Source organism: Arthrobacter subterraneus (assembly GCF_900099735.1).
GTDB lineage: Bacteria > Actinomycetota > Actinomycetes > Actinomycetales > Micrococcaceae > Arthrobacter_D > Arthrobacter_D subterraneus.
The window spans coordinates 375,590-399,890 of the sequence record NZ_FNDT01000001.1; the positions used below are offsets into that span (position 1 = coordinate 375,590).

Sequence of the window (24,301 nt, forward strand, 5' to 3'; positions counted from 1 at the left end):
GCTACTGATCCTCTCCGCGTACCAGGATGGACGACGTCGTTGTTGCTGTCTTCTCGCCCTCCACTGTGGAAATCTCGGCGCGGGTGGTAATCATGGCTCCCCCGCCCATCGCGCGGACCTGGTCCACGTGCAGCTCAGCCACCAGTTCGTCCCCCGCGACGATGGGCCGGTGATGGGTGAACCGCTGGTCGGCGTGAACCACGCGCGTGAAATCGATGCCGGCTTCCGGGTCATTGATCAGCTGCGCATCAGCCTGCTGCGCGACGATGATCGCAAAGGTGGGAGGCGCCACAACGTCACGGTGGCCCAGCGCTGCTGCCGCTTCGGCATCGAAGTGTGCCGGGTGCGTGGCCTTCACAGCATGCGCGAACTCGCGGATTTTCTCGCGTCCAACGGTATAGACCGCGGTGGCGGGATAGCTGCGCCCCTGGAGGTCGGGATTGATCGTCATGGAACTCCTTCTTGTTGGGCGCCGAATGACCGGTCCGCCGCTGACACGCTGTTACAACCCTAGCGGTTTGCCCTGTTACCCGGCGGTCGGCCTGGGTGCCCGGCTGGCAGACACAGGTAGCGGCTTAGGGGAGGCTTGGGCACCCGGCCGTGGAATACGGGGCGCCGCTCAGCGTCGCGGAACCGGCTCTCAGCGCTGCGTCGGATGGGAACGGCGGCGCGCATCCCGACCGCGGACCACAAGGCCCGCAAGGTGCGCGGCCATGCCGGCGATGATGATGGGCAGGGCGGCGAAAACGAGCGGGTCCGTCTGGAGCATGGCACCGGTGACCGCGAGCGCGATACCCACGCCGGTGAGGATCAGCGCCGTAATAACGAGCCTGCGGTAGAGCGGTGATCCCGTGTCCCAGGGCGTGTTCAGCATGCTTCCACCCTATCGAACCGGCCTCTGCCGGTTCCCGGCACCGTCAAGAGGGAGGGCGGCCTCCCGGCGGCGCCACGCTGTGCAGCGGCGGACCAGGCCCGGCACGCGCATGACCACCGCCCAGTACAGTACGCCGGCAACGAGGGAGGCTCCGACGGCCACCCCGGGGTGCATGCTTTCCAGGTGAGGAAAGACCAGCCAGTGCGTGAGGTAAATGTACAGTGATGCACTGGCCAGCACCGCTGTGATCCGCTGCAGACCGCGCGGTACGGGCAGGGTGCGCAGCCACACCAGCAGCAGCATCCCGGTCAGGAGCGTCATTTCGCGCAGCAGGTCGCCGAAGAAGAAGCCGGGGACGCAAGCCAGCACGACGACGGTGATCAGCACGCGGTGGGCAGCGGTCCTCGCCCGCGCAACGGCCCAGCCGAGGGCGAAGAGCCAGAGCGCGGGGGCCGTATTCGGGAGGTCGAGGTCAACGATGTTGAAACGGGTCAGGAGTCCGAGGGCGGCAAGGCCCAGCGGGAATCCGAAGGGGAACCGACGCTCCAACTGTGAGACCTGCGGAATCGCCAGCAACGCGACGGCAAAGACCAGGAGGTAGACCAGGACCTCAACAAACCAGAAGTGCCATTCCGGAGTGACCTCCTGGGGGCCGAGGATGGCGTTCAGCAGGAAAATATTCGCAATGCTGTAGTGGTCGGTGATGACGTAGCCCACCGCGATCAGCGCCATACTCGGCAGAACAATGCGACCAATACTGGTCATCTGGCGCCGTAACCGCTGTACCCGTTCCCCCTGTAGCTGGAAGCGCGCAAAGTTGTAACCGGCCGCCGCCATCAGGACGTGCGCGGTCCCTTCCCAGTGGAACAGGCCGATGTGAGTGCTGATAATGAGGATGATCGCCACGGCGCGGAGCACAATGCTCGTTTCGACGGGCGCAACAAACCGCCGTCGCCGCCGTCGCACGGAAGCCCCTGCTTCGAGTTCGGCGACGGACCGGAGATGCCAGTCGGGCGGAAGCGCACCGAGGGCCTTCTCGAGGCGCACCGAGGTGGCCACATAGGAGAGCGAGTCCCCGCCCAGGGAGACAAAGGTGCTGTCGTCGCCGACCGCCGGAATCTCCAGCTGTTCGGCCAGGATGGTGCGGACGTCCTGCGGTCCTTCAGCCCGGCCGGCGACATCCCGCGGAACGGGGTCGGGCTCCCCGAGGACCAGCACCGCCTGGTAATCCGGTTTGCCGTTGCTGAGCCGTGGGATCTGGTCCACGGCATACATGTGAAGTGCCCCGCGGGGCATCCCCAGTTCCGGAGCCAGCACCTTCCTGAGCAGGCCGGGATCGTGGTCGCCCTGGACTGCAACGACCAGCCGCTCATCCGTGCCGGCGCACACTGCCTGCACACCGAAATCCGCCAGAATCTGCTCTACGCGGCCGAGGTCCACGCGCAGGCCGGCGATCTTGACGAACCGGCTGCGCCGCCCCACCACTTCATACAGGCCGTCGGCATGGCGGCGTGCCAGGTCGCCGGTCCGCAGCTCATGGACGGTGCGGCCGGAGCCGAGGTCCTCCGGCTTCTCTGCGTACCCCAGCATGACGTTGGGACCGGTGTAGACGAGTTCGCCGTCGTCGAGCCCGTCCACCGGGTCGATCCGGAAGGCCCCACCCGGGACGGGAACGCCGATCCGGGCGGGTTGCTCGGCGGCCAGGCCCGGCGGCAGGTAGGCCATCCGCGCGGTGGCCTCCGTCTGGCCATACATGACGAACAGGTCCCAGCCGCGCCTGCGGCCGAGTTCGGCGTACCGCCGCACCTGTTCCGGTGCCAGCCGACCGCCCGCCTGCGTCACGTAGCGCAGGTGCGGCAGTTCCATGTCCGCAAACCCCACGCGCTCGAGCAGGTCGAAGGTGTAGGGCACGGCGGCGAAGGTGGTGGCTTCCGTGCTGCGGAACAGCTCCCAGAAGCAGGGGTCCACCACGGACAGGTCGGTGAGTACCACCGACGCACCGGTGAGCAGGTGGCTGTTGATGACTGACAATCCGTAGCAGTAGGACAGCGGCAGCGTGGTGACCGCCCGGTCCTGCGACGAGATCCGCAGGTATTCGGCGATGGACGCCGCGTTCGCTTCCAGGTTCTGGTGAGAGAGCCGCACCAGCTTCGGTGAGCCCGTCGAGCCGGAGGTGCTCAGGAGGAGGGCGAGATCGGGATGCAGGTCATGCGCGCTGATCGGACGGATTTCCCGGATGTGCGGCCGCCCGTTGCCGTCCCCTGCCGCCAGAATGACGTCGGGGTCGAAAGCAGCTCGGATCGCTTCGGGCGCGGACGGTTTGTCTCCCGGCACCAGAATCACCGGGTGGCCGCCGGACAGCGCTGCCAGGTACGCGACGAGGCAGTCGACGTCGTTGGTTGCGCTCAGCAGGACCAGCCGCCGTTCGGTGCCAAGACGGTCCGCGACCGCTTCCATGCGCTGGGCCAGTTGCCGGTAACTGATCGTTTCGGTCTCGGTGACGATGGCCGGGGCATCGTTGAAGCGCGCCAGCGTTGCGGCAAAACCGACGGACCGGGGCGGGGCATCCAGCGGCCTGCTGGTGGTGATGATCGACACGGGATTACCTCAGTACGGTGATGGGGGACGGCGCCGGCGGCTGGGTGGGGCGGCCGGCGGTGCCGACAGGCGGCTCGGTGACGGCGCGGTCATCGACCAGCAGCGTCGGGGATGTTCCGGCCGCGACGGTCACATTGACCGGGGTGCCGGGCGCGTAGCGGATGTGATGCGGCTGCCAGGATCGCAGGGTGCGGCCGGAGGCCAGACGGATGTAGTGCAGCACAAAGGCGCCGCGGTACTCCTGGGAGATGACCCGTGCCGTTGCGGCCGGATCATGGGCGAGTGCAACTTCGTGGGGCCTGAGCACCACGTCGACGTTGACGTCGCAGTTGGCCCACCCCGGCACCGTGGAGACCACCCCGATTTCGCAGGTCAGCAGCGCGTTGTGGACATTCGCCGGCAGGAAATCCGCATCCCCCATGAAGGAAGCCACAAAGCGGGTCGAGGGCTGTTCGAAGACCTTCTCCGGGGTGTCGGCCTGCTCGATGGCGCCGTCCCGCATCACCACTACCCGGTCCCCCACGGACAGCGCTTCCGTCTGGTCGTGGGTGACCAGCAGGCTGGTGGTGCCGGTTTCCTGGAGCACCGCCACGATGTCCGCGCGGACCCTCCCGCGGAGGGTCTCGTCGAGGCTGGAGAAAGGTTCATCCAGGAGGACGACGGCGGGGCGGGGCGCCAGGGCGCGCGCCAGGGCTACCCGCTGCTGCTCGCCGCCGGACAGTTCGTGTGGGTAGCGGGCGGCCAGATGGCCGAGCCGGACCAGTTCCAGGACCTCAGCGACGCGTTTCTGCCGCTCCCGGGAGGGCAGCCGGTTCAGCCCGAAGGCGACGTTCTTCGCGACGGTCAGGTTGGGAAACAGTGCGTGTTCCTGGAAGACCAGGCCGACGCGGCGGCGCTCGGGTTCCTGGTAGCGACGGCGGTCCGCGACCACCTCCCCGGCGATCGTGATGATGCCGGAGTCCGGGCGTTCGAGGCCGGCGATCATGCGGAGCATCGTCGATTTTCCGCATCCGGATGGTCCGATCACGGTAACCATTTCGCCGGGGGTGACTGTCAGGTCCAGCGACGTGGCTGCGTGGACCCCTCCGTAGCGGCGGCTTACCCCGGCCAGCGTCAAAGCGGGCGGGCGGGTGCCGTTGAAGTCACTGGTCATGAGTCACCGCCCCGGCCTTGAGCCCGGCGGACCGGCGGAACAGGAAGTACACCGGAATCACGGCGACGGCGACGATACCCAGGGCGGGCAGCGCCGCCTTTTCCCAGAAATTCTCCCGGGCGAGCTCGTAGACCCAGACGGAGATGGTGGTGAAACCGAACGGCCGCAGGAGCAGGACGATCGGCAGTTCCTTGACCGCGTCAATCGCCACCAGCACCAGTGCCACCGCAGCACCGCGCCGGGCCAGCGGGAGGTGGACGCGGGTCAGGAGCCGGCGCGGGGTGGACCCGAGGCTGAGCGCGGAGAACGTCAGCGCCGGTGAGATCTTCGCGAAGCTCGCATCAACGGCCTGGTGGGCCGGAGCGATGAAGCGCACCACGTAGGCACAGAGAATGCCCGCAACAGAGCCGGTCACCAGCAGACCCGTACCCCCGGGGACGCCGGCAAGTTCCAGCCATTCATCCACCCGGGCAAAAGCAATGAGCACGCCGATGCCGATCACCGCACCGGGGACGGCATAGCCGAAGGTGGTTGCCTGTGCGGCGACGGCCACCAGCGGCCCGCCGCCGAGGCGCTGGGCGTGCCCGATGGTGAGCGCGAGCGCGGCGCACACCAGCGCGGCCAGTGACGCAACGGTCACGCTGTTCACGAGATACTCGACAAAACGGGGGTCAAGCAGCGGTTCCGAACCGCCGGCGGCCTCGCCCACAGCCCAGCCGGCCAGCTGGGCGACCGGGAGGATGAAACCGGCTCCAAGGACGCTGAGGCAGGCCAGTGCCGCCGCCCACCCGCGCCAGCCGGTGAGTCTTCTGGACTTGAGTCCCTCGCCCCGGCCGGCCTTCTGGTGGAACCGGGACCGGCCGCGCAGGAGACGTTCACCGGCGAGCACGGCAACAGCGAACACGAGCACCAGCACCGACAGCTGGGTTGCGGCGTGGAAGTCGAAGCTGCCCTTCCAGACGAGGTAGACGCCCACGGAGACCGTCTGCACGTTGAAGTACTGCACCGTCGCGAAGTCCGTCAGGGTCTCCATCATAACCAGGGCGAGGGCCGCGGCGAGTGATGGGCGGGCCATGGGAACTACCACCCGCCACAGCGCGCGTGAACGTCCGGCACCAAGGGTGCGGGCGGCGTCGTACGTTGTTGCGCTCTGCTCGACGAGCGCCGAACGCGCCAGGAGGTACACGTAGGGGTAGAGGGTCAGTGACATCACCACCACGGCGCCGGCAAGGGTCCGCACATCGGGGAGCCAGGCGCCGGGACCGAGCACGGTGCGCAGCATGCCCTGTACCGGACCGCCGACGTCGAAGGTGGAGAGGAACACGAAGCCGAGGATGTACGCGGGCATGGCAAGGGGCAGCACAAGGGCCCACGAAAGCAGGTTCCGCAGGGGGAAGTCATGCGCCGTCACCAGCCAGGCAAGTCCTCCGCCGATCAGGAGGGTGCTGAGGCCTACACCGCCCATCAGGAGCACGGTGGTCACGATCATCGGACCGATGTCCTGCGGGAGGCTGCCCGAGTTCAGGCTGCCGAGGCCATCAATCACGACCGCGGCCACGGGCGTGACCACCAGGGCTGCGGCCAGCAGCACGGCGGCCGACCACATCGGACGGCCGTTCCCGGTCAGCAGGCGCCGGCGCGGGCCGGATACACCCGCATCTACCAGGACAGCCGTTTCACTCACTTGTAGCCGGCCTCTGCGAGGACGTCGATCGCTTCCGCATTGAGGTCGCCGTACGCCTCGGCGTTCAGCGGCATGCGCTCGAACTCGCCGAACTCCGCGATGACGGGCTCAGGTTCGGCGGCCGGGTTCACGGGGAACTCGTGGTTTGCGTCGACGAAGGCGTTCTGCCCCGTGGTCGCCAGCCATTCGATGAGCTGCTGGGCCTGCGCCGCGTTGTCGGAATCGGCGACGATTCCAGCACCGGAAATGTTCACGTGGGTGCCGGCGCCCTCCTGGCTGGCCCAGTACAGATCCACGGAGAGGTCCGGGTTCTCTTCCAGCGTGCGGGCGAGATAGTAGTGGTTGTTGATTCCGACGTCGCAGGCGCCGGCGTCGATGGCTTCCAGGAGCAGGACGTCATTGCTCATGATGTCCACGTTATTGGCCATCCAGCCTTCAACGATTTCCAGCGCCCGGTCCCGGCCGTGCAGGTCGATGAGGCTCGCCACCAGGGACTGGGTGTAGGAGGAGGTGGCGTCGCGCATGCACAGCCGGCCGTTCCACTTGGGATCCGCCAGGCCGGCGTAGCTCTCCTCGGCGTCGAACTCGGCCGGGTCCACATTGTCCGGGTTGTAGGTGAGGGTGCGTGCCCGCATGGCGAGCCCGTACCACTGCCCCTCGGGATCCCGCAGGTCTTCGGGTACGGCCTCGTCCAATGCTGCGGAGCTTGTCGGGGCGAGTACGTCCTGGCGTGCGGCGTTCCAGAGGTTTCCGGCGTCCACGGTCATGAAGACGTCCGCGGGGGTGTCGCTGCCCTCGGCCTTGAGGCGCTCGAGCAGTTCGGCGTCGTCGCCGGTGATGAACTCGACGGAGATCCCGGTTTCTTCGGTGAACTGGCCGAACGCGCCCTCGAGGTCATAGTGGCGGGCCGTGTAGATCTGCAGGTCCGCTGGAGCCTTTCCGATGCCAAGGACACCGCAGCCCGAGAGGGCCAGCGCGGGCACCATGATCGCGGTGCAGGCAGCAAGGAGCTTGGGTCGGGGCATGGTGGGGACTCCTGGTGGTAGCGGCGAGGGCCGCAGGCGTACTGAACAAAGGTAAGCCTAACCGAACCTGGAGGGGAGCTCCCAATATGTTGAGGAGAAAAACGTCACACCGCAGGGAGGCGGCCGCCGTCGTGATTAAAGTTTTTGTCGCCTATCTGCTGCTGAAACCGGCTCATAAGGGCAGATAGGCGACAAAAACTTCCAACCGGGGGGGTCAGGCCGTCTGGCCCTCGTGCGGCCCCTCGGCGATCTCCTCGAGAACCTTGTCGTTGAAGGCCGGCAGGTCATCGGGGTTGCGGCTGGTCACGAAGCCCGCATCCACGACCACCTCATCATCGGTCCATTCGGCACCGGCGTTCCGGAGGTCCGTTTCGAGCGTGTGGTAGGAGGTCATCGACCGGCCGCTGACCACACCGGCTTCGATGAGCAGCCAGGGGGCGTGGCAGATTGCAGCCACGGGCTTGTGCTGTTCAAAGAAACCCCGGGCAAAGGCCTGTGCGTCCTTGTCCACCCGCAGATGATCGGCGTTGACCACGCCGCCCGGCAGGACCAGCGCATCAAAGTCCCCGGCCTTCGCCTGGTCAAGGGTCAGGTCCACCGGGAACGTATCCGCCTTGTCGGTGCCGTTGAAGCCCTGGACGGTGCCCTCGCTGGGAGCAACCAGCGTCGGCACTCCGCCGGCACCCTTCACCGCTTCCCAGGGGCTGGTGAGCTCAACCTGTTCCACACCGTCCGTGAGCAGGAAGGCCACTTTCTTTCCGGAAATATCGTGCGTAGTCATGCTTCCTCCATTCCGTTGCGTACTACTCCAGCGTAGGAACAACGAAACTGCTAAGCAACCTGACTATCTAGAGTCCGTCCGCCACTGCGGCAGCCGCCGCCAGCCAGGCGGCCTGGGTGGCCGGCTTCAGCGCACCCCACCGGATCCGCCCCTTCAGCAGCGCGACGTCATACGGGATGGTGACGGCACTGCGGGCAAGCTGCGTAAAACCGTCCGCGATGTGCTGTGCCTGTGCGGCGGTTCCGTTCTTGTCGGACTGGCTGACAATGACGACGGCGTTCTGTGACAGTTCCGCGTACTTCCCGCCCCGTGCGCGCAGCGCCTCGAGCAGCAGGGCTCCAGCCTCCGCGTGCTCCTCGAGAGTGGTGGTGGCGATGACCAGCTGGTCTGTGTGGTGGATCATCCGCAGCCAGCGTTCCGCGGTTTCGTCGTTACCGGAGTCGACGAAGTTCAGGCGGAAGTACTTGGACGCCACCTCGTGGAGGGCATCGAAATCGTCTGCGGTGACTTTCTGTTCCGAGGCGAGCACGTCCGGCTTCGACCGCAGGACGTCATACTTGTCTTCGGTCTGGTGGTGCACGTACCGGGCGAGCAGCGCCGACTGCGCCGACGGCGCCAGCAACTGGTTGGTCTCCGGCAGGAGGTCCATCACCGAGGAGTTGTGCGGGCCCTGTTCGGTACGCCATCCCAGGGTGCCGCGGGTTTCATTGTTGTCCCAGGCGAGTACCGGTCCCCCGCCGTTCCGGGCGAAGACGGCGGCGAGCATCACAGTGGTGGGCGTCTTGTTGGCGCCGCCCTTGCCGTTCACCACGGACACGGTGCGTGGGCCGGGCCAGTGCTGGCTGACGGCACGGGTGTGCGCGCGCGTGGTCAGCTCCTTCTTCGAGGGCCCCACCCGGATCCCTATCCGGGACAGCAGCCCCCGGAACCCGGTCTCAGCGGGCACGGTGCCGTTGTCCGGGGCCAGGAAGGACCGACGCCGGCCTCCCGCTGTCTCCTGCCGGCGGGCCTGCCGCGGCGGGTCGGCGGGTGCGGTGGATGCAGAGGCAACGGCCGTCGTTGTACCGGTTCGGGTTTCGGGCTGCATCCTGTCCTCCGATGCGCTGGACGGGGCGGATGATGCTCTGGACGGGGCGGATACGGGCATCTGCGGCAGCTCGGCGGCCGGTGCCTGCTCGGGAAGGACTACGGGAACCGACATGGTGCGGATGCCGTGGGCTGATTCGTCGAACCGGATATCGAGCACCTGGCGCTGGACGGTGTCCTCGGCTGCGCTCTCCTGCTGCACGGGCGGCGCCTGCGGAGCCGGTGACAACCGGTCGGCAAACCGGGGAACCTCGGAAATGGGTCCGGTGCCGGGCTCGCGGCCCGAGCGGCGCCTGCTTGCGCGGGTTGGAAAATCCTCCGGGTTCTCGCCCGGTCCCCAGGCTGAATCGTTGTCAGTCATGGTTCCTGTCCTGTCGGGATGCCTCGCGACCATACTATAAGGAGGCTGATCAGATCCCGCTGCCAGCCCGTCCCCGGGCAGCTATACCCGGAGAAAAACAACAGGCCGGCAGCTCCTGAATGAGCCGCCGGCCTGCTACCTGTAGCGGTGGCGGGACTCGATCCCGCGACCTCACGATTATGAGTCGTGCGCTCTAACCAGCTGAGCTACACCGCCACAAATGAGACTGCCCGCATTCAATCTTACGATCTGCAGCGGGCCTCCCATTTGAGAGCCCCCCACCGGAATCGATCCGGTGACCTCGTTCTTACCAAGAACGCGCTCTACCACTGAGCTAGGGGGGCAACAGCAGAAAACTTTACCAGCTAAAACGCGTGCTGAAAAATCGGCTTCCGGGGCGCTTTCCGCTTGCTTTCCCGACCCCGGAAACGACGACGCCGGCCTCCCGCAACTGCGGAACGCCGGCGTCGTTTCATGGCACTAGAGAGCGCCTGCAATCACCACTTCTCGCGGCGCCCGGTACCGGCGCCGGCACCCTTCTTGTGGCGCGGCTTGCGGTCATCCGAGGCAGCCGAGCGGTCGTGACGGAAGTCTCCCCCACGGGAGTCATCGTGCGAACGCTCCGCGCGGTAGCCGCCGTCGTGCCCGCGGTCGCTGCGGAAGCCTTCGCCGCCCTTGCGGTGCGGTTTCTTGAAGTCTCCGGCAGGGCGCTCGCGGTTGGGCTTGCGGCCCTTGTCAAGTTCGAGGTGGATCAGTTCGCCGCCGATGCGGGTCTTGGACAGCGCGCGCCACTGGTCCTTGGAGAGCTCTGCGGGGAGCTCAACCAGGGTGTGGTCCGCGCGGATGTCAATCCCGCCGATCTGCGACGACGACAGTCCGCCCTCGTTGGCAATGGCACCGACAATGGAGCCGGGCATCACGCGCTGGCGACGGCCGACGGCGATGCGGTAGGTGGCATTTCCCTCGGTGAGGGTGCGCGTGGGCCCGCGGGACCCGAACGCGTCCTTCCGTCCGCCTGCGCGCTCCTTCTGGCCGACCGGAGCCTGCGGGAGGTCCTTGACCAGGATCGGGTTGCCGCCCTGCGCCATCACGGCAAGTGCAGCGGCAATCTCGGCGGCCGGAACGTTGTGCTCGTTCTCGTAGTTGGAGATCAGGTCGCGGAAGATCGAGACATCCTCGGTGGCGAGGGTTTCCGTGATGCGCTCAGCGAACTTGTTCAGGCGCAGTTCGTTGACCGTCTCGGTGGAGGGCAGGTGCATCTGCTCGACCGGCTGGCGCGTTGCCTTCTCAATGGAACGCAGCAGGTACTTCTCACGCGGCGTGATGAAGAGGATCGCGTCACCCGAGCGGCCGGCACGGCCGGTGCGGCCGATGCGGTGCACGTAGGACTCGGTGTCATGCGGGATGTCGTAGTTGACCACGAGGGAGATCCGCTCGACATCGAGGCCGCGGGCTGCGACGTCCGTGGCCACAAGGATGTCGATCTTGCCGTCGCGCAGCGCCTCGATGGTGCGCTCACGCTGCTGCTGCGGGATGTCACCGTTGATGGCGGCAGCCTGGAAGCCCCGGGAACGCAACTTGTCCGCCAGGTCTTCAGTGGCCATCTTGGTGCGCACGAAGGCGATGATTCCGTCGAAGTCCTCGACCTCAAGGATGCGGGTCATCGCGTCGAGCTTGTGCGGGCCCATTACCTGCAGGAACCGCTGCCGGGTGTTGGCGCCGGTGGTGGTCTTGGACTTGACCGTGATTTCCTGCGGGTTGTTCAGGTACTTCTGCGCGATCCGGCGGATGGCGCTCGGCATGGTCGCCGAGAACAGCGCAACCTGCTTGTCCTCCGGGGTTCCTGCGAGAATCTGCTCCACGTCGTCGGCGAAGCCCATGCGCAGCATCTCGTCTGCCTCATCGAGCACGAGGTACTGCAGGTTGGACAGGTCGAGCGATCCCTTTGACAGGTGGTCGATCACGCGTCCCGGGGTACCGACCACGACCTGCGCGCCGCGGCGCAGGCCTGCCAGCTGCGGGCCGTAGGCGGATCCGCCGTAGACCGGCAGCACGGTGAAGTTGTCGATATGCTTGGCGTAGGAGGCAAACGCCTCCGCGACCTGGAGCGCGAGTTCACGGGTCGGTGCGAGGACCAGGACCTGGGTGAACTTCGCGGGACCGTTCAGATCGGCGAGCTCGGCCATCTTTGAGAGAGCAGGAATGGCGAACGCGGCGGTCTTGCCGGTACCGGTCTGGGCCAGCCCGACGACGTCGCGCCCTTCCAGCAGGGCCGGAATGGTGGCTGCCTGGATGGGAGAGGGCTTTTCGTAGCCGACGTCGGACAGTGCGGCAAGCACGCGCCCGTCGAGGTTGAAGTCGGCGAACGTGATGTCGGGGGTCTCGGATTCGAGGGTGTCTGCGGGCAGGTTTTCAGGCATGGGGAAGTTGACCTTCGCTAGGGAGCCGGACGGCTGAGATGAGCCGTATGAACAGGGATCCAGTGCTGTTTCAATCCCGCGGCTGGACCGTGCATTCCTTCTCCGGCCGCTATCACAGCGGTGAAGAGCAATGCTCTGAGACCGGCACTCCCTGAATGAATCTGCCCGCTTGCCTATTCGCAGCGGGCCCCAACACAACCAATCCATGCCTCTACAGGGCAGGAATCAAGGGAAAACCGGTGTGGGGGATGTTTCCAGTGTACCCTACCGGGCTCCGCAGCCTGTGCCGCGGGGCGCCAATCAGCACGTGAGCCTGCGCACAGCCCCAGGACGCCCCCGGCATTTCTTGATTTACGCCCCTGACCGCTGACAGCATGGACCAAACCGTCCGCAACCCCCAACCGAAGGAACACTCATGAGTGCACCTCCTGAAAACAAGACCTCCAAGAGTTCGAAGGGCGCCCCAGGGGGAACGGCGACCCACGGTTTCATCCCTGCGCCGCGCATCTTCTGGCCCGCGCTCATCATCATCCTGGCTGCCGCCCTGACCGCCATCATTCTCCCGGAACCAACCGGCGAAGTGCTGTCCGCCGCCCAGACCGGCGTCGTCTCTGTATTCGGTCCGTACTATCTGCTGGCTGTGGCGGGCTTTGTGGTCTTCGCCGTCTGGATGGGCGTCAGCCGCTTCGGAGATATCAAGCTGGGCAAGGATGACGGCGAACCGGAGTTCAAACTGCTTTCCTGGTTTGCCATGCTGTTTGCCGCCGGCATGGGGATCGGCCTGGTTTTCTGGGGGGCCGCTGAGCCGCTGACATTCTTCGTCAACCCCAAGCCCGGCGTCGAGGGCGATGCCCGCGAACTCGCCAACGCCGCAATGACCCAGACCTACCTGCACTGGGGTTTCCACGCCTGGGCGATCTACGCCGTCGTGGGGCTCTCGCTCGCCTACGCGATCCACCGCAAGGGGCGGCCGGTGTCCATCCGGTGGGCCCTGGAACCGTTGCTCGGTGACCGGGTGAAGGGCCGCGCCGGTGATGTGATCGACATCATCGCGATTGTGGGAACTGTTTTCGGCGTAGCCACCTCACTGGGCCTCGGCGTACAGCAGATCGCTGCGGGCCTGGTGCACCTCGGGGCTTTCGGTGAATCCACCGACGCGCTGCTGGTGGGCCTCATCATCGTGATTACCTTCATTGCGATCCTGTCCGTCGTCAGCGGGATCGGCAAGGGCATCAAGTGGCTGTCGAACATCAACCTCGGAATGGCCGCCGTCTTCCTGGTCTCCGTGCTGCTGCTCGGTCCCACCCTCTTCCTGTTCCGTGAGTTCGTGCAGTCCGTTGGCGGCTACCTTCAGAACGTCATCGGCCTGTCCTTCGACTCAAGCGCGTTCGCCGGCGAGGCGGGCCGGGAATGGCAGGGCTTCTGGACCGTCTTCTACTGGGGCTGGTGGATGTCCTGGGCGCCGTTCGTGGGTCTGTTCATCGCGCGCATCTCCCGCGGCCGCACCGTCCGCGAGTTTGTCCTGGGCGTTCTGCTCGTCCCGTCGATGGTGAGCTTCATCTGGTTCGCGGTGATGGGCGGGACGGCGATCGACCGCGCGTTTGCGGACGGCAACGGCGGATTGTTCGATCCTGAAGAGGGCATCGTGTCCGAAGAGGTGCTGTTCAACCTTCTGGAAGGGCTGCCCCTGGGCGGAGTGCTCTCCGTCATCGCCGTGGCACTGGTGGCCATCTTCTTCATCACCTCCTCCGACTCCGGTTCGCTGGTGGTGGACATGCTCGCCTCGGGCGGCCTGACCGATCCTCCGAAGTGGAGCCGCGTACTCTGGGCCGCGCTGGAAGGCGCCCTCGCTATCGCCCTGCTGCTGGCCGGCGGTCTGGCCGCCCTGCAGACCGGGTCCATCCTCACGGCACTGCCGATCAGCGTGGTCATCATCGGGATGTGCATTTCGCTCTACAAAGCCCTGAACGCCGAGCATCAGCTGCTGGTGCGTGCCGAGCGGCGGCAGCGCCGTGAGGAACTCGAGCGTGAGATCGGTGAAAGCGTCACCGTGCAGCTGTCGGAGAACTTCAGCGAGCATTTCGGTGACCAGGTGGACGACCGCATCGAGACGGCCCTGCCGAGCGAAATCGACACGCGTCCCCGGCCCTGGCTCCCCCGCCGCCGGTCGAAGCCCGGCTCCGTCCGCTGAGGACGCGGTTCAGCCGGCGCTGAAGTTCAGTCGCCGCTGAGCACATGCAAAGGTGCCTGCCTGGGTCAGGCGGGCACCTGCCGGGCCCTTGCGAGGGCCCGGCGGACGTCCGGAGTGAGCTGCGCACCGCCGTCGTACGCATCCTGCAGCCGCCCCGCCTGCTCCACCGTCAGGCCCGCGAAAAGCTGGCCGATGGTCACCCCGTGCTCCGGCCGGTGCACGACGACGACGGCGTCCCCCGCCTTGATCTGCCCTCCCCTGCGCACGCTCAGGTACGTGCCGACCCTGCCTTCCGCAGTGAAGCGCTTCACCCAGTCGGGCTCGCCGAGATAGCGTGCGAAGTTCATGCAGGGCGTGCGCGGTTCGGTGACTTCGAGGAGCACCTCGCCAATGCGCCACTGCTCGCCGATCACGGCCTGTGTGGCCTCGATCCCGGCAACCCGGAGGTTCTCGCCGAACCTGCCCGGCGCCATGTCCCGGCCCAGTTCAGCCGACCAGAAATCGGCGTCCTCCTGGGAGTAGGCGTACAGAGCCTTGGACGGGCCGCCGTGGTGTTTGCGGCTTGCCTGGATGTCACCGGTGAGCCCGAGCGGGTGGACCTTCACCGGTCCCTCCGCCGGGCGCTTGTCGATTGCCGTCACACCGGTGGAGTCCCGGGTCGGCAGAAGGGCGTGGACTCGGCACACGGCGAGGAGAATTCCGGCGGTCATACAGGAATCGTATGCCGGACGAAGTCAGGACGCTGAGAACCCGCCGTCGGCCTTGATCAATTGTCCGCTGATCCACCGCCCGGGGGATGACAGGAGGAACGCCACGACGGCGGCGACGTCGGCTGGCGTCCCCAGCCTTCCGGTCGGCTGTTGGGCCGTAAGCGCCTCCCGCACCCCGTCGGTCATCCAGCCGGTGTCCACCGGGCCCGGATTCAGCACGTTGGAACTGATCTTCCGCTCCCCCAGCTCGCGCGCAGCCGCGATGACAATCCGGTCAAGGGCACCTTTGGAAGCACCGTAGGGAAGGTTGTGCACGGTGTGGTCGCTGGTCAGCGCGACGATAGCGCCGCCGTCGTCGGGGCACTGCTGCGCAAAGGCGCGGATGAGCTGCCAGGCAGCGCGGACGTTCACGGCGAAGTGCCGGTCGAAGCTCTCGACGGTCGTGTCGAGGATAGACGAGTCAACGCTCTCCGCGTGCGAGAGCACCAGCCCGGAGAGGGGCCCGAGTTCCGCGGCGTTCCGGATGAGGACATCGGGCGTCCCGGGCTGTTCAAGGTCCGCGGGAAGGAGCATCACCCGGGATCCGATCGCCTCGAGTTCCGCCGCGAGGTCCCGCAGCTCGGCGTACGGGTCCTCGGTGGAATTGACCCGCTGGTCATAGGGGTGCCAGTAGGAAAGCGCGAGGTCCCAGCCTTCCGCCGCAAGTGCCCGGGCAATTCCGGCGCCGACTCCCGCGGAGCGTCCCGCACCGGTAATCAGGGCAGATCGTTGCATCATCGAATCAGTGTAGGCAGACGGTAAGTTTGACTGTGACCCCCACCACCGGCGAAAGGTCTATATCCATGACTGTGACAGCAATCATCAACGCCCACGTCGTACCGATCGAAGGCGAACCCTTCGACGGAACCGTCGTCATCGAGAACGGGACCATTTCCGCGCTGGGAGCGGACGTGACTGCTCCGGAGGGGGCCGACGTCGTCGATGCCGCCGGAAAGTGGCTTCTTCCGGGCTTCGTGGACGCGCATGTGCACCTGGGCACCCATGAGGAAGGCGAGGGCTGGGCCGGGGACGACACCAACGAGATGACCGACCCTGTCACGGCGGGCGTTCGGGCACTGGACGCGGTCAATCCGTTTGACCCCGGGTTCGACGACGCCCTCGCCGGTGGCGTCACCTCGGTCAACGTCAACCCCGGGTCCGGCAACCCGATCGGCGGACTGGCCGTGGCCATCCACACCCACGGCCGCTACATCGAGGAGATGGTGCTGCGCTCCCCCAGCGGGTTGAAGTCCGCCCTCGGCGAGAACCCCAAACGCGTGTACGGCGAGAAGAAACAGACACCCTCCACGCGGCTCGGCACCGCCATGGTGATCCGCAAGGCCTTCATGGACGCCCAGAACTATCTGGGCAAGGCGGACGAGAACGCCCGCGACCCGAAGCTCGAGGCCCTGGCGATGGTGCTGCGCCGCGAGATCCCCTGGCGCCAGCACGCCCACCGCGCCGATGACATCGCCACCGCCCTGCGCATCGCGGACGAGTTCGGGTATGAGCTTGTGCTTGACCACGGCACGGAGGCGCACCTGCTGGCCGATGTGCTGGCGGAGCGCGGCGTACCCGTGCTGATCGGCCCACTGTTCACCACGAAGTCGAAGGTGGAACTGCGCGGACGCTCGATTGCCAATCCGGGCAAGCTGGCGGCGGCCGGCGTCGAAATCTCCATCATCACCGACCACCCGGTCATTCCGATCCACTTCCTGGTCCACCAGGCCACCCTCGCGGTGAAGGAAGGGCTGGACCCCGTGGTTGCGCTGCGCTCCATCACCATCAATCCTGCGAAGGTGCTGGGACTGGCGAACCGCATCGGTTCCCTGGAACCCGGGAAGGACGCCGACGTCGTCCTCTGGAGCGGTGATCCGCTGGATGTGATGCAGCGGGCCCTGAAGGTGTGGATCGGCGGTAAAGAGGTCTACCGGTACGACGACGACGCACGCACCGGCGTCGTGGCCCCCCGGGGCTGAGATGGCACGTCAGCCCCGTCCCGCGCTTCCTCCGAAACCGCTAACCATCCGCGCGGCGATCGCCGTGGAGGTACTGGTCAGCGTCCTCTTCCTGATCGCCGGAGGATCCTTCCTGATCTCCGCGGGCGCACAGGAGATTGACCGGGCGGGGCTGATCGGCCTCGGCGTGCTGCTCGGTGCGCTCGCTGTCATCCAGCTGGTCCTGGTGCTTGGGCTGCGCCGGGGGAAGCGCGGCGCGCGGGAACTTTTGACCACGATAGGTTTTGTGGTGGGCATCCCGATCCTGGTCCGGCGGACACCGGGGCTGTCTGTGGTGTCCGCCGTGATGCTGCTCGGCGTGCTGCTGATGTGGGTCCCCACCTCCACGGCCTGGTTTCAGCAGATCAGTCCCAGACCGCAGAACAAGTGGGTTCGGCTGGCCAGCCGGACGGTCAGTCCGTTCCGGAAGCGCTGACGCTCCTTAGAGCCGTGCGAACGCCTTGTCGAGGTCCTCGATGAGATCCTCGACGTCCTCGATACCCACCGAAAGCCGCACCAGGTTTTCCGGGACGGCGAGTTCGGTTCCCTTCACCGAGGCGTGCGTCATCTCCGACGGGTAGTTCATCAGCGACTCGATGCCGCCGAGGGACTCCGCGAGCGTAAACAGCTCGGTGGACTCCGCGACCGTCCGGGCGGCCTGCTCCCCGCCCTTGAAGGAGACGGAGATCATGCCGCCGAAGCCGCGCATCTGGCGGGCGGCGAGCTCGTGGCCCGGGTGGTCCGCCAGGCCCGGGTAGTAGACCTGCTCCACTTCTTCACGGGTGGTGAGCCACTGGGCAATGGCCAGCGCATTGGAGCTGTGCCGGTCCATGCGCACGCCCAGGGTCTTCAGCCCGCGGGTGGTCAGCCACGCCTCCATCGGCGCGGACACGGCGCCGACCGCGAACTGGATGAAGCCGATCTTTTCGGCGAGCTCTGCGTCGTTGAGGACAACGGCGCCGCCGCTGGCATCCGAGTGACCGCCAATGTATTTGGTGGTCGAGTGCACCACCACGTCGGCACCAAAGGAGAGCGGCTGCTGCAGGTACGGCGTGGCGAACGTGTTGTCCACGACCAGAACCGCGCCGGCCTGCTTCGCGACCCCGGCGATCGCTGCAATGTCGGTGATCTTCATCATCGGGTTGGACGGCGTTTCCACCCAGACCATCCGGGTGTTTCCGGAGGCAACAGCCTTCTCCACGGCGTCGAGGTCGGACATGTCGACGGCGGAGTTGGTGATGCCCCAGTCACCGAGCACCCTGTTGATCAGCCGGTAGGTTCCGCCGTAGGCATCGTTGCCCAGCACGATGTGGTCGCCCGGCCGCAGCGCCGCACGGATCAGCGCGTCCTCAGCGGCCAGGCCGGAGGAAAAGCTGAACGCGTGCTCTGCACCTTCGAGGGCTGCGAGCTGCGCCTGCAGGGAATCGCGGGTGGGGTTGGTGCCACGCCCGTACTCGTAGCCGTTGCGCAGTTGGCCGATGCCGTCCTGGGCGAAGGTTGTGGTCTGGTACAGCGGCGGGATGACCGCTCCCGTGGTGGGGTCCGGTGCCTGGCCGGCGTGGACCGCGCGGGTGTTGAAGCCGTTTCCTGAAGTCACTGGTTGCTCTCCTTGTTAGGTTTAGCTGCTCAGGTACGTCAGCAGGTCATGGCGCGTAAGTATTCCCACGGGTGCCCCGACGAACGTCACCATGAGGGTATCGCTGTCCTGCAGCCGCTCGCGTGCGGTGGTCACGGATTCCAGCGAACCGATGATCGGCATCGTTGCGCCCATATGCTCGGAGATCTTGTCGGTGAGCTTGGCCGTGCCGTGGAAGATCTTCTCGGTAAGCAGGCGTTCGTCGACGGATCCGAGGACCTCCCCCATCACTACCGGAGGCTCCTGGGACAGGACGGGGATGTTGGAGACGCCGAACTCATTCATGATCATGATGACATCCCGGACAGTCTCATTGGGATGGGTGTGCACCAGGTCCGGCAGCGCCCCGTTCTTGGAGCGGAGCACCTCGCCGACCGTTGCCTCGTCACCGCTGTCCATGAACCCGTAGGACTTCATCCAGTCATCGTTGAAGATCTTGCCGAGATAGCCCCGGCCGCTGTCCGGGAGAAGCACGACGACGACGTCATCCTCTGTGAGATTCTTCGCCGCCCGCAGCGCGGCCACGACGGCCATGCCCGAGGAACCGCCCACCAGGAGGCCTTCCTCCCGGGCCAGCCTGCGGGTCATGGCGAAGCTCTCGGCGTCATTCACCGGGATGATCTCGTCAGGAACCGACGGATCATAGGCGTCCGGCCACATGTCCTCGCCGACGCCCTCAACGAAGTACGGGCGTCCGGTGCCGCCGGAGTAGACCGAGCCCTCGGGGTCCGCTCCGATGATCCGGACCCGGCCGGTCTCCCGGTCCTTCGAGATGTCCTTCAGGTAGCGGCCCGTGCCGCTGATGGTGCCGCCGGTGCCGACGCCGGCAACGAAGTGGGTGATCCGGCCATCCGTGTCCCGCCAGATTTCCGGGCCGGTGCTCTCATAGTGGCTGGCCGGTCCGTTGGGGTTGGAGAACTGGTCCGGCTTGAAGGCGCCCGTAATTTCCCGCGTCAGGCGGTCTGAGACGCCGTAGTAGGACTGCGGGCTGTCCGGAGCCACGGCGGTAGGGGTTACCACCACCTCAGCGCCGTACGCGGCAAGGACGTTGCGCTTGTCCACACCCACCTTGTCCGGAACCACGAAGATGCACTTGTAGCCGCGCTGCTGGGCAACGAGCGCCAGGCCGACGCCGGTGTTCCCCGACGTGGGTTCGATGATGGTGCCGCCGGGCTTGAGCTTGCCCTCTTTCTCCGCCGCGTCGATGATCTTGACCGCAATGCGGTCCTTGACCGAACCGCCCGGGTTCACGTACTCCACCTTGACCAGGACCGTAGCAGCGATCCCCTCCGTCACCTTGTTGAGCTTGATGAGCGGGGTGTTACCGATGAGATCCACGACGGAGTTGGCAAACTTCATGGTTAACAAGTTACCGGTACGCACTGACACTTCCCGACGCCGGGACTGTCACCGGTCCGTGCGAGCATTAACGGCATGACCCTCACCGCCACCGCACCGGCCGCGCTGTCGGCCGTTCTGGAGCCGGAGGGCGCCTATTCACTCCAGGCGTCCGTGAGCCCGCTCCAGTGCGGCCCGAGGGACCCGACCGTGGTTTTCCGGGACGGCGCAGTGTGGATGGCCTTCCGTAATGAGGACGGTGCAGTGACACTTCGGCTGACGCAGCGGGGCGGTCTGCGGCAGTGCTCCGTACAGGCCACGGCCTGGGGGCCGGGAGCTGCGGCCGCCCTGGTGTCCGTGCCCCGCCTGGTGGGGCTGCTGGATGACTGGTCGGGCTTCGACGCGCCTGCCTTTGCCTCCGGGCTGCCCGAGCTTGCCCGCAAGGGTCGCTATCTGCAGCCGGGCCTCAGGCTGCCGGCAACGGGAAGGATGCTCGACGCCGTCGTGCGCGTGATTCTGGAGCAGAAGGTGACGGGACTGGAGGCGAAGCGAGCGTGGCGTTACCTGGTGGCACGCTTCGGGGATCCCGCGCCGGCCGCGCCGGACGCTCCGGTCGAACTGCGGCTGCCGCCGACGGCTGCGCAGTGGCGGCGGGTTCCCTCCTGGGAATGGCACCGGGCCGGAGTGGATTCAAAGCGGTCCGCGGCTGCCCTGCGGGCTGCCGGCGCCGCCTCCGGGCTGGAGCGGCTGGACGGTATGAATGCGGCCGGTGTCCACGCGGGGCTGTGTTCGATCCCCGGCATCGGCGCGTGGACTGCAGCGGAGGTGCTGCAGCGGACGCACGGCTGCCCGGATTCGATTTCGGTGGGGGATTTTCACCTGGCAGCCTTTGTGGGAGCGGCCCTTACTGGTAAGCGCACCGATGACGCCGGGATGCTGGAGTTGCTCACGCCCTGGGCAGGGCAGCGCCAGCGCGTGGTGCGGATGCTCTACGCGAGCGGGTTCCGGAAGCAGGCGTACGGTCCACGGCTCTCTCCGGAGGATCACCGGCGGCGGTAGTACCCCGGTCCCCCGTACCGGTTTCCCCGACTTCATGCGTTTTGTAGCACAGTTTGTACAGCCCTCCTCCCATGGAATCGCCTGGCTGCCTGACTAGGCGCTTCAGAACATGGGAAATCCGGCCCATCCTGCGGCCCGCTTTCGGCGCACAAAGGCCCCGGCTCCCGATAGTGACGGGAGCCGGGGCCTTTGCGAAGCCTTGTTATGCCTGCGGCTGTGCGCCTTCAGCGGAGGCCTTGGCCTGCTGCTCGGCGACCTGTGCATGGACTTCCTTCATGTCCAGGGCCTTGACGGCGTCCACCAGTTCGGTGAACTGGTTGTTATTCAGCGCGCCCGGCTGGGAGAAGACGAGAACCTTCTCGCGGAACGCCATCAGCGTGGGGATCGAGGTGATGCCTGCTGCCGCGGCGAGCGACTGCTCGGCTTCGGTGTCCACCTTTGCGAAGGTGACGTCCTCGTGCTGCTGGGAAACGGCGTCATACACGGGAGCAAACTGCTTGCACGGGCCACACCATTCGGCCCAGAAATCGACGAACACAATGTCGTTCGATTCGATGGTCTCGGGGAAGGTTGCCTCGGTGATGTCAATAGTTGCCATATCTTCACGCTAACGAGTTTCCGCCCGGATGTCGCGCCGTGTTCGCTCTGCGCGAGGCCGCTTGGTACAACCCGGCGCACCCCCGCCGCAGTGATGCGCGGCCGGGCAGGCAAAAGCGAAAGGCCCGCACTCCCCTGGTTTTCCGGGTAGTACGGGCCTTCGTGGCGAGTGGCAGATGAGGGATTCGAACCCCCGTAGGCTGTGCCAGCTGATTTACAGTCAGCCCCCTTTGGCCGCTCGGGTAATCTGCCGAACGTCTCGTGAAGAGACCACCCGCGGATCGCCGTCCGCAGGCAAAATAACTTTACAGAACATCCCGCACATAATCGAATCGTGCCCGGGCGGTCTGGAATCCGGCCTTCGGGACCCGTTTCACCTGCAGATGAAGCTGCCCTGTCGGAGAGCCCGTGAATTAGGGTAGGAGCAGGAAAACTACCAACCAGAAGGAGGCAACGGTGGCCAGCGAATCCACATTCGATGTTGTGAGCAAGGTCGACAAGCAGGAAGTCGCCAACGCGCTGAACCAGGCCCAGAAGGAGATCGCCCAGCGGTACGACTTCAAGGGAGTCGGCGCCGAGGTCGACTTCAGCGGCGAAAAGATCCTCATGAAGGCGAACTCCGAGGAGCGCGTCCTCGCGGTCCTGGACGTGCTGCAGTCGAAGATGATCAAGCGCGGCATCTCGCTGAAGTCCCTGGACACCGGAGAGCCCTACGCCTCCGGCAAGGAGTTCCGCCTGGAGACCTCCATCAAGGAGGGCATCGCCCAGGATGTCGCCAAGAAGATCAACAAGCTCATCCGCGACGAAGCGCCCAAGGGCGTCAAGTCCCAGATCCAGGGTGACGAGCTGCGCGTCAGCTCGAAGTCCCGGGACGACCTGCAGGCCACCATGGCGCTGCTAAAGAACTTCGACGAGGCTGACCTCCAGTTCGTGAACATGCGTTAGGCGTTCAAGCCAACCAGACAGCGACGGCGGCGCTCCCCTTCAGAGGGGGCGCCGCCGTCGTCGTTCTCGATGTCAGACGAACGAATATCCCAACGAACTGCTCGTCTCAGTGGGAATGAGCAGCTCTTTCCCACTGAACTGCCGACGTCAGTGGGACCGTCCGCCTGGAGAGGCCGGAATCAGCTGGGCCGGCCGCCCGCCATACCCTCAAGGCGGGCGATCCGCTGTTCCATCGGCGGGTGCGACGCGAACAGCTTCTGCACCCCGCCGCCGCGGAACGGGTTCGCAATCATCAGGTGTGAGGTGTTCACCAGCTGCTGGCTCTGCGGCAACGGCGCCTGCTGGGTACCTCGCTCGAGCTTCCGCAGGGCGGAGGCGAGCGCCAGCGGGTCGCCGGTGAGGCGGGCGCCGTCCTCGTCAGCGTCGTATTCGCGGGTCCGGCCGATTGCCATCTGGATGAGTCCGGCGGCCAGCGGGGCGAGGAACGCCAGGAGCAGCGCCGCGATCGGGTTCCCGCCCGAGTTCCGGTTCCCGCCCATCATGCCGGTGAAGGCGAACATCTGCGCCACCGACGTGATGACGCCGGCGACGGCGGCCGCCACCGAACCGGTCAGGATGTCACGGTTGTAGACGTGCATCAGCTCGTGCCCCAACACGCCCCGCAGCTCCCGCTCGTTCAGGATCTGCAGAATGCCCTGCGTACAGCACACGGCGGCGTTCTCGGGGTTGCGGCCGGTGGCGAAGGCGTTCGGCGCCATCGTGGGCGAGACGTACAGGCGGGGCATCGGCTTGCCGGCCTTGGTGCTCAGCTCCCGCACGATCCGGTACATCGCCGGAGCCTGCTGTTCCGTCACCGGAACCGCCTTCATGCTTCGGATGGCGAGCTTGTCGCTGTTCCAGTAGCTGTAGGCGATGGAGCCGACGCCGATCAGCGCGAAAATCCACAGGAACGCCGAGCTGCGCGTGGCCGAGGCGATGACCGCGCCGAAGATGAGGAAGATCCCCATGAGGGACCCGAAAAGCAAGGCCGTCTTGGCCCCGTTGAAGTGGTTGTGCACCTGTTCTCCTTGTTGACTTACCTACCGGTACAACGGCGCTGCGGCCTGGACTGTTCCGGGAAACTAGCGCTCCAAGGCCGTGCACACACACGCCCGGTTGCCCTCGCCGTCGGCCAGGACGGTGAAGGACGGCGCCTGCGAATCGTCGACGACGACGCCCCCGGCAGCCACGGCAGCGGCAATGCGCTCCCCCGCCACGTCATGCGGCACCCACACATCGAGGTGGAACCTCTGCCGCGGGGTTTCATGGCTGTCGGTCTCCTGGAACCAGAGGAGCGGCACGCGGCCGGAAGGATCGACGACGTCCTCCCCGCGGACATTGCTGGCGTCCCCGGTGAGCAGCGCGGCCCAAAACGGGCCTGCGGCGGCCGGTGCCGCGGTGTCGAGCGCAAGGTCCACCTCGGCGAGCGCCCCGGGCTGCGGCTTCAAGCCGTGCTCGGCGGCGATTGAACTGATGGTCCGGGCGAGGTCCACGTCCCGGGAAGTCAGCGCTCCGACGTCGTGGCTGATGAGCAACAGGTCCACGTGCGGGTAGGTGAGGGTGACGTCCGGGTGGTGGTTGGCCGCTTCCGCGGCTTCCGTGACGGCCGTCAGGAACCGCAGCCCCTTGGTGAAGCTGCCGGTGCGGAAGCGGGCGTGGATGCCCTGGGCCAGCTGGCGCCAGTCGTCGAGCCCTGCTTCGAGAATCTGTGTGCTGGTGAGCTTGTCCATGGTCCCAGTATGTCTCGGTCCGGGGCCGGCGCAACGGT

General features: G+C 66.3%; 21 protein-coding genes and 3 tRNA genes. 5 read left to right on the forward strand and 19 right to left on the reverse strand.

Going from position 1 to position 24,301, the window contains the following annotated elements:
- Window position 1: 1 nt before the first annotated feature.
- The 11 genes from BLS52_RS01730 to BLS52_RS01780 form a co-directional block, all read right to left on the reverse strand.
- Entirely contained in the window at window positions 2-451 is a 450-nt protein-coding gene (locus BLS52_RS01730; protein WP_026545700.1) for an FAS1-like dehydratase domain-containing protein, read from the reverse strand.
- A 189-nt stretch (window positions 452-640) separates the two neighbouring features.
- Window positions 641-874, reverse strand: a complete 234-nt coding sequence (locus BLS52_RS01735; RefSeq protein ID WP_026545701.1) for a hypothetical protein — start codon at window positions 872-874, stop codon at window positions 641-643.
- 9 nt (window positions 875-883) lie between these two features.
- Window positions 884-3,472 (reverse strand): AMP-binding protein, encoded by a 2,589-nt coding sequence (locus BLS52_RS01740; RefSeq protein WP_245702648.1) that lies wholly within the window; start codon window positions 3,470-3,472, stop codon window positions 884-886.
- Window positions 3,473-3,476: 4 nt separating this feature from the next.
- The gene (locus tag BLS52_RS01745) at window positions 3,477-4,625 is read right to left on the reverse strand and encodes an ABC transporter ATP-binding protein (RefSeq protein ID WP_026545702.1); all 1,149 of its coding nucleotides are present in this window, start codon (window positions 4,623-4,625) and stop codon (window positions 3,477-3,479) included.
- On the reverse strand, window positions 4,615-6,309 hold the full coding sequence (locus BLS52_RS01750; RefSeq protein WP_090584256.1) for an ABC transporter permease: 1,695 nt from the start codon (window positions 6,307-6,309) through the stop codon (window positions 4,615-4,617). Before BLS52_RS01750 ends, BLS52_RS01745 begins: the two co-directional genes overlap by 11 nt.
- Entirely contained in the window at window positions 6,306-7,334 is a 1,029-nt protein-coding gene (locus tag BLS52_RS01755; RefSeq protein WP_026545703.1) for an extracellular solute-binding protein, read from the reverse strand. Before BLS52_RS01755 ends, BLS52_RS01750 begins: the two co-directional genes overlap by 4 nt.
- A 214-nt stretch (window positions 7,335-7,548) precedes the next feature.
- The gene (locus BLS52_RS01760; RefSeq protein WP_090584257.1) at window positions 7,549-8,115 is read right to left on the reverse strand and encodes a type 1 glutamine amidotransferase domain-containing protein; all 567 of its coding nucleotides are present in this window, start codon (window positions 8,113-8,115) and stop codon (window positions 7,549-7,551) included.
- 67 nt (window positions 8,116-8,182) lie between these two features.
- Window positions 8,183-9,562 (reverse strand): MinD/ParA family ATP-binding protein, encoded by a 1,380-nt coding sequence (locus BLS52_RS01765; RefSeq protein ID WP_026545705.1) that lies wholly within the window; start codon window positions 9,560-9,562, stop codon window positions 8,183-8,185.
- 142 nt (window positions 9,563-9,704) lie between these two features.
- Window positions 9,705-9,778: transfer RNA gene (locus tag BLS52_RS01770), tRNA-Met, on the reverse strand.
- Window positions 9,779-9,834: 56 nt separating this feature from the next.
- A tRNA-Thr gene (locus tag BLS52_RS01775) sits at window positions 9,835-9,906 on the reverse strand.
- A 153-nt stretch (window positions 9,907-10,059) separates the two neighbouring features.
- Window positions 10,060-11,982 (reverse strand): DEAD/DEAH box helicase, encoded by a 1,923-nt coding sequence (locus BLS52_RS01780; protein ID WP_051470787.1) that lies wholly within the window; start codon window positions 11,980-11,982, stop codon window positions 10,060-10,062.
- A 415-nt stretch (window positions 11,983-12,397) separates the two neighbouring features.
- On the opposite strand from BLS52_RS01780, the gene BLS52_RS01785 reads away from it, so the two are divergent.
- Window positions 12,398-14,173, forward strand: coding sequence for a BCCT family transporter (locus BLS52_RS01785; RefSeq protein WP_084033817.1), 1,776 nt, complete (start codon window positions 12,398-12,400; stop codon window positions 14,171-14,173).
- A 65-nt stretch (window positions 14,174-14,238) separates the two neighbouring features.
- Here BLS52_RS01785 and BLS52_RS01790 read toward each other — a convergent pair whose 3' ends face one another.
- The gene (locus tag BLS52_RS01790; RefSeq protein ID WP_090584258.1) at window positions 14,239-14,883 is read right to left on the reverse strand and encodes an MOSC domain-containing protein; all 645 of its coding nucleotides are present in this window, start codon (window positions 14,881-14,883) and stop codon (window positions 14,239-14,241) included.
- Between the two features lie 24 nt (window positions 14,884-14,907).
- Window positions 14,908-15,660: an SDR family oxidoreductase gene (locus BLS52_RS01795; RefSeq protein WP_090584259.1), complete on the reverse strand. Its 753-nt coding sequence runs from the start codon at window positions 15,658-15,660 to the stop codon at window positions 14,908-14,910.
- Between the two features lie 65 nt (window positions 15,661-15,725).
- Between BLS52_RS01795 and BLS52_RS01800 the strand changes: the two genes are divergently transcribed.
- Window positions 15,726-16,901, forward strand: a complete 1,176-nt coding sequence (locus BLS52_RS01800; RefSeq protein ID WP_090584260.1) for an amidohydrolase — start codon at window positions 15,726-15,728, stop codon at window positions 16,899-16,901.
- A gap of 1 nt (window position 16,902) precedes the next feature.
- Window positions 16,903-17,355: a hypothetical protein gene (locus BLS52_RS01805; RefSeq protein WP_035779238.1), complete on the forward strand. Its 453-nt coding sequence runs from the start codon at window positions 16,903-16,905 to the stop codon at window positions 17,353-17,355.
- A gap of 6 nt (window positions 17,356-17,361) precedes the next feature.
- Here BLS52_RS01805 and BLS52_RS01810 read toward each other — a convergent pair whose 3' ends face one another.
- Both BLS52_RS01810 and BLS52_RS01815 read right to left on the reverse strand, forming a co-directional pair.
- Entirely contained in the window at window positions 17,362-18,516 is a 1,155-nt protein-coding gene (locus BLS52_RS01810; RefSeq protein WP_090584261.1) for a cystathionine gamma-synthase, read from the reverse strand.
- A gap of 21 nt (window positions 18,517-18,537) precedes the next feature.
- Complete coding sequence (locus tag BLS52_RS01815) at window positions 18,538-19,914, reverse strand: cystathionine beta-synthase (protein ID WP_026545710.1); 1,377 nt, start codon at window positions 19,912-19,914, stop codon at window positions 18,538-18,540.
- A gap of 75 nt (window positions 19,915-19,989) precedes the next feature.
- On the opposite strand from BLS52_RS01815, the gene BLS52_RS01820 reads away from it, so the two are divergent.
- The gene (locus tag BLS52_RS01820) at window positions 19,990-20,952 is read left to right on the forward strand and encodes a DNA-3-methyladenine glycosylase family protein (RefSeq protein WP_090584262.1); all 963 of its coding nucleotides are present in this window, start codon (window positions 19,990-19,992) and stop codon (window positions 20,950-20,952) included.
- Window positions 20,953-21,154: 202 nt separating this feature from the next.
- Here BLS52_RS01820 and trxA read toward each other — a convergent pair whose 3' ends face one another.
- Entirely contained in the window at window positions 21,155-21,550 is a 396-nt protein-coding gene (trxA, locus tag BLS52_RS01825; protein WP_026545711.1) for a thioredoxin, read from the reverse strand.
- Window positions 21,551-21,719: 169 nt separating this feature from the next.
- Window positions 21,720-21,801: transfer RNA gene (locus tag BLS52_RS01830), tRNA-Tyr, on the reverse strand.
- Between the two features lie 204 nt (window positions 21,802-22,005).
- Here BLS52_RS01830 and BLS52_RS01835 point away from each other — a divergent pair.
- The gene (locus BLS52_RS01835; protein WP_026545712.1) at window positions 22,006-22,494 is read left to right on the forward strand and encodes a YajQ family cyclic di-GMP-binding protein; all 489 of its coding nucleotides are present in this window, start codon (window positions 22,006-22,008) and stop codon (window positions 22,492-22,494) included.
- A 179-nt stretch (window positions 22,495-22,673) separates the two neighbouring features.
- Here BLS52_RS01835 and htpX read toward each other — a convergent pair whose 3' ends face one another.
- Together htpX and BLS52_RS01845 are read right to left on the reverse strand one after the other, a co-directional pair.
- On the reverse strand, window positions 22,674-23,552 hold the full coding sequence (gene htpX / locus BLS52_RS01840) for a zinc metalloprotease HtpX (RefSeq protein ID WP_090584263.1): 879 nt from the start codon (window positions 23,550-23,552) through the stop codon (window positions 22,674-22,676).
- Between the two features lie 63 nt (window positions 23,553-23,615).
- Window positions 23,616-24,263, reverse strand: coding sequence for a 4a-hydroxytetrahydrobiopterin dehydratase (locus tag BLS52_RS01845; RefSeq protein WP_090584264.1), 648 nt, complete (start codon window positions 24,261-24,263; stop codon window positions 23,616-23,618).
- Between the last annotated feature and the right edge of the window lie 38 nt (window positions 24,264-24,301).

What these genes read in the sequence shown, in the direction of transcription:
- BLS52_RS01795 (WP_090584259.1), bottom strand. Translation starts at nt 15,660, where the DNA reads ATGATGCAACGATCTGCCCTGATTACCGGTGCGGGACGCTCCGCGGGA.
- BLS52_RS01780 (WP_051470787.1), bottom strand. Translation starts at nt 11,982, where the DNA reads ATGCCTGAAAACCTGCCCGCAGACACCCTCGAATCCGAGACCCCCGAC.
- BLS52_RS01845 (WP_090584264.1), bottom strand. Translation starts at nt 24,263, where the DNA reads ATGGACAAGCTCACCAGCACACAGATTCTCGAAGCAGGGCTCGACGAC.
- BLS52_RS01730 (WP_026545700.1), bottom strand. Translation starts at nt 451, where the DNA reads ATGACGATCAATCCCGACCTCCAGGGGCGCAGCTATCCCGCCACCGCG.
- BLS52_RS01820 (WP_090584262.1), top strand. Translation starts at nt 19,990, where the DNA reads ATGACCCTCACCGCCACCGCACCGGCCGCGCTGTCGGCCGTTCTGGAG.
- BLS52_RS01760 (WP_090584257.1), bottom strand. Translation starts at nt 8,115, where the DNA reads ATGACTACGCACGATATTTCCGGAAAGAAAGTGGCCTTCCTGCTCACG.
- BLS52_RS01790 (WP_090584258.1), bottom strand. Translation starts at nt 14,883, where the DNA reads ATGACCGCCGGAATTCTCCTCGCCGTGTGCCGAGTCCACGCCCTTCTG.
- BLS52_RS01800 (WP_090584260.1), top strand. Translation starts at nt 15,726, where the DNA reads ATGACTGTGACAGCAATCATCAACGCCCACGTCGTACCGATCGAAGGC.
- BLS52_RS01815 (WP_026545710.1), bottom strand. Translation starts at nt 19,914, where the DNA reads ATGAAGTTTGCCAACTCCGTCGTGGATCTCATCGGTAACACCCCGCTC.
- BLS52_RS01765 (WP_026545705.1), bottom strand. Translation starts at nt 9,562, where the DNA reads ATGACTGACAACGATTCAGCCTGGGGACCGGGCGAGAACCCGGAGGAT.
- trxA (WP_026545711.1), bottom strand. Translation starts at nt 21,550, where the DNA reads ATGGCAACTATTGACATCACCGAGGCAACCTTCCCCGAGACCATCGAA.
- BLS52_RS01785 (WP_084033817.1), top strand. Translation starts at nt 12,398, where the DNA reads ATGAGTGCACCTCCTGAAAACAAGACCTCCAAGAGTTCGAAGGGCGCC.
- BLS52_RS01745 (WP_026545702.1), bottom strand. Translation starts at nt 4,625, where the DNA reads ATGACCAGTGACTTCAACGGCACCCGCCCGCCCGCTTTGACGCTGGCC.
- BLS52_RS01755 (WP_026545703.1), bottom strand. Translation starts at nt 7,334, where the DNA reads ATGCCCCGACCCAAGCTCCTTGCTGCCTGCACCGCGATCATGGTGCCC.
- BLS52_RS01805 (WP_035779238.1), top strand. Translation starts at nt 16,903, where the DNA reads ATGGCACGTCAGCCCCGTCCCGCGCTTCCTCCGAAACCGCTAACCATC.
- BLS52_RS01735 (WP_026545701.1), bottom strand. Translation starts at nt 874, where the DNA reads ATGCTGAACACGCCCTGGGACACGGGATCACCGCTCTACCGCAGGCTC.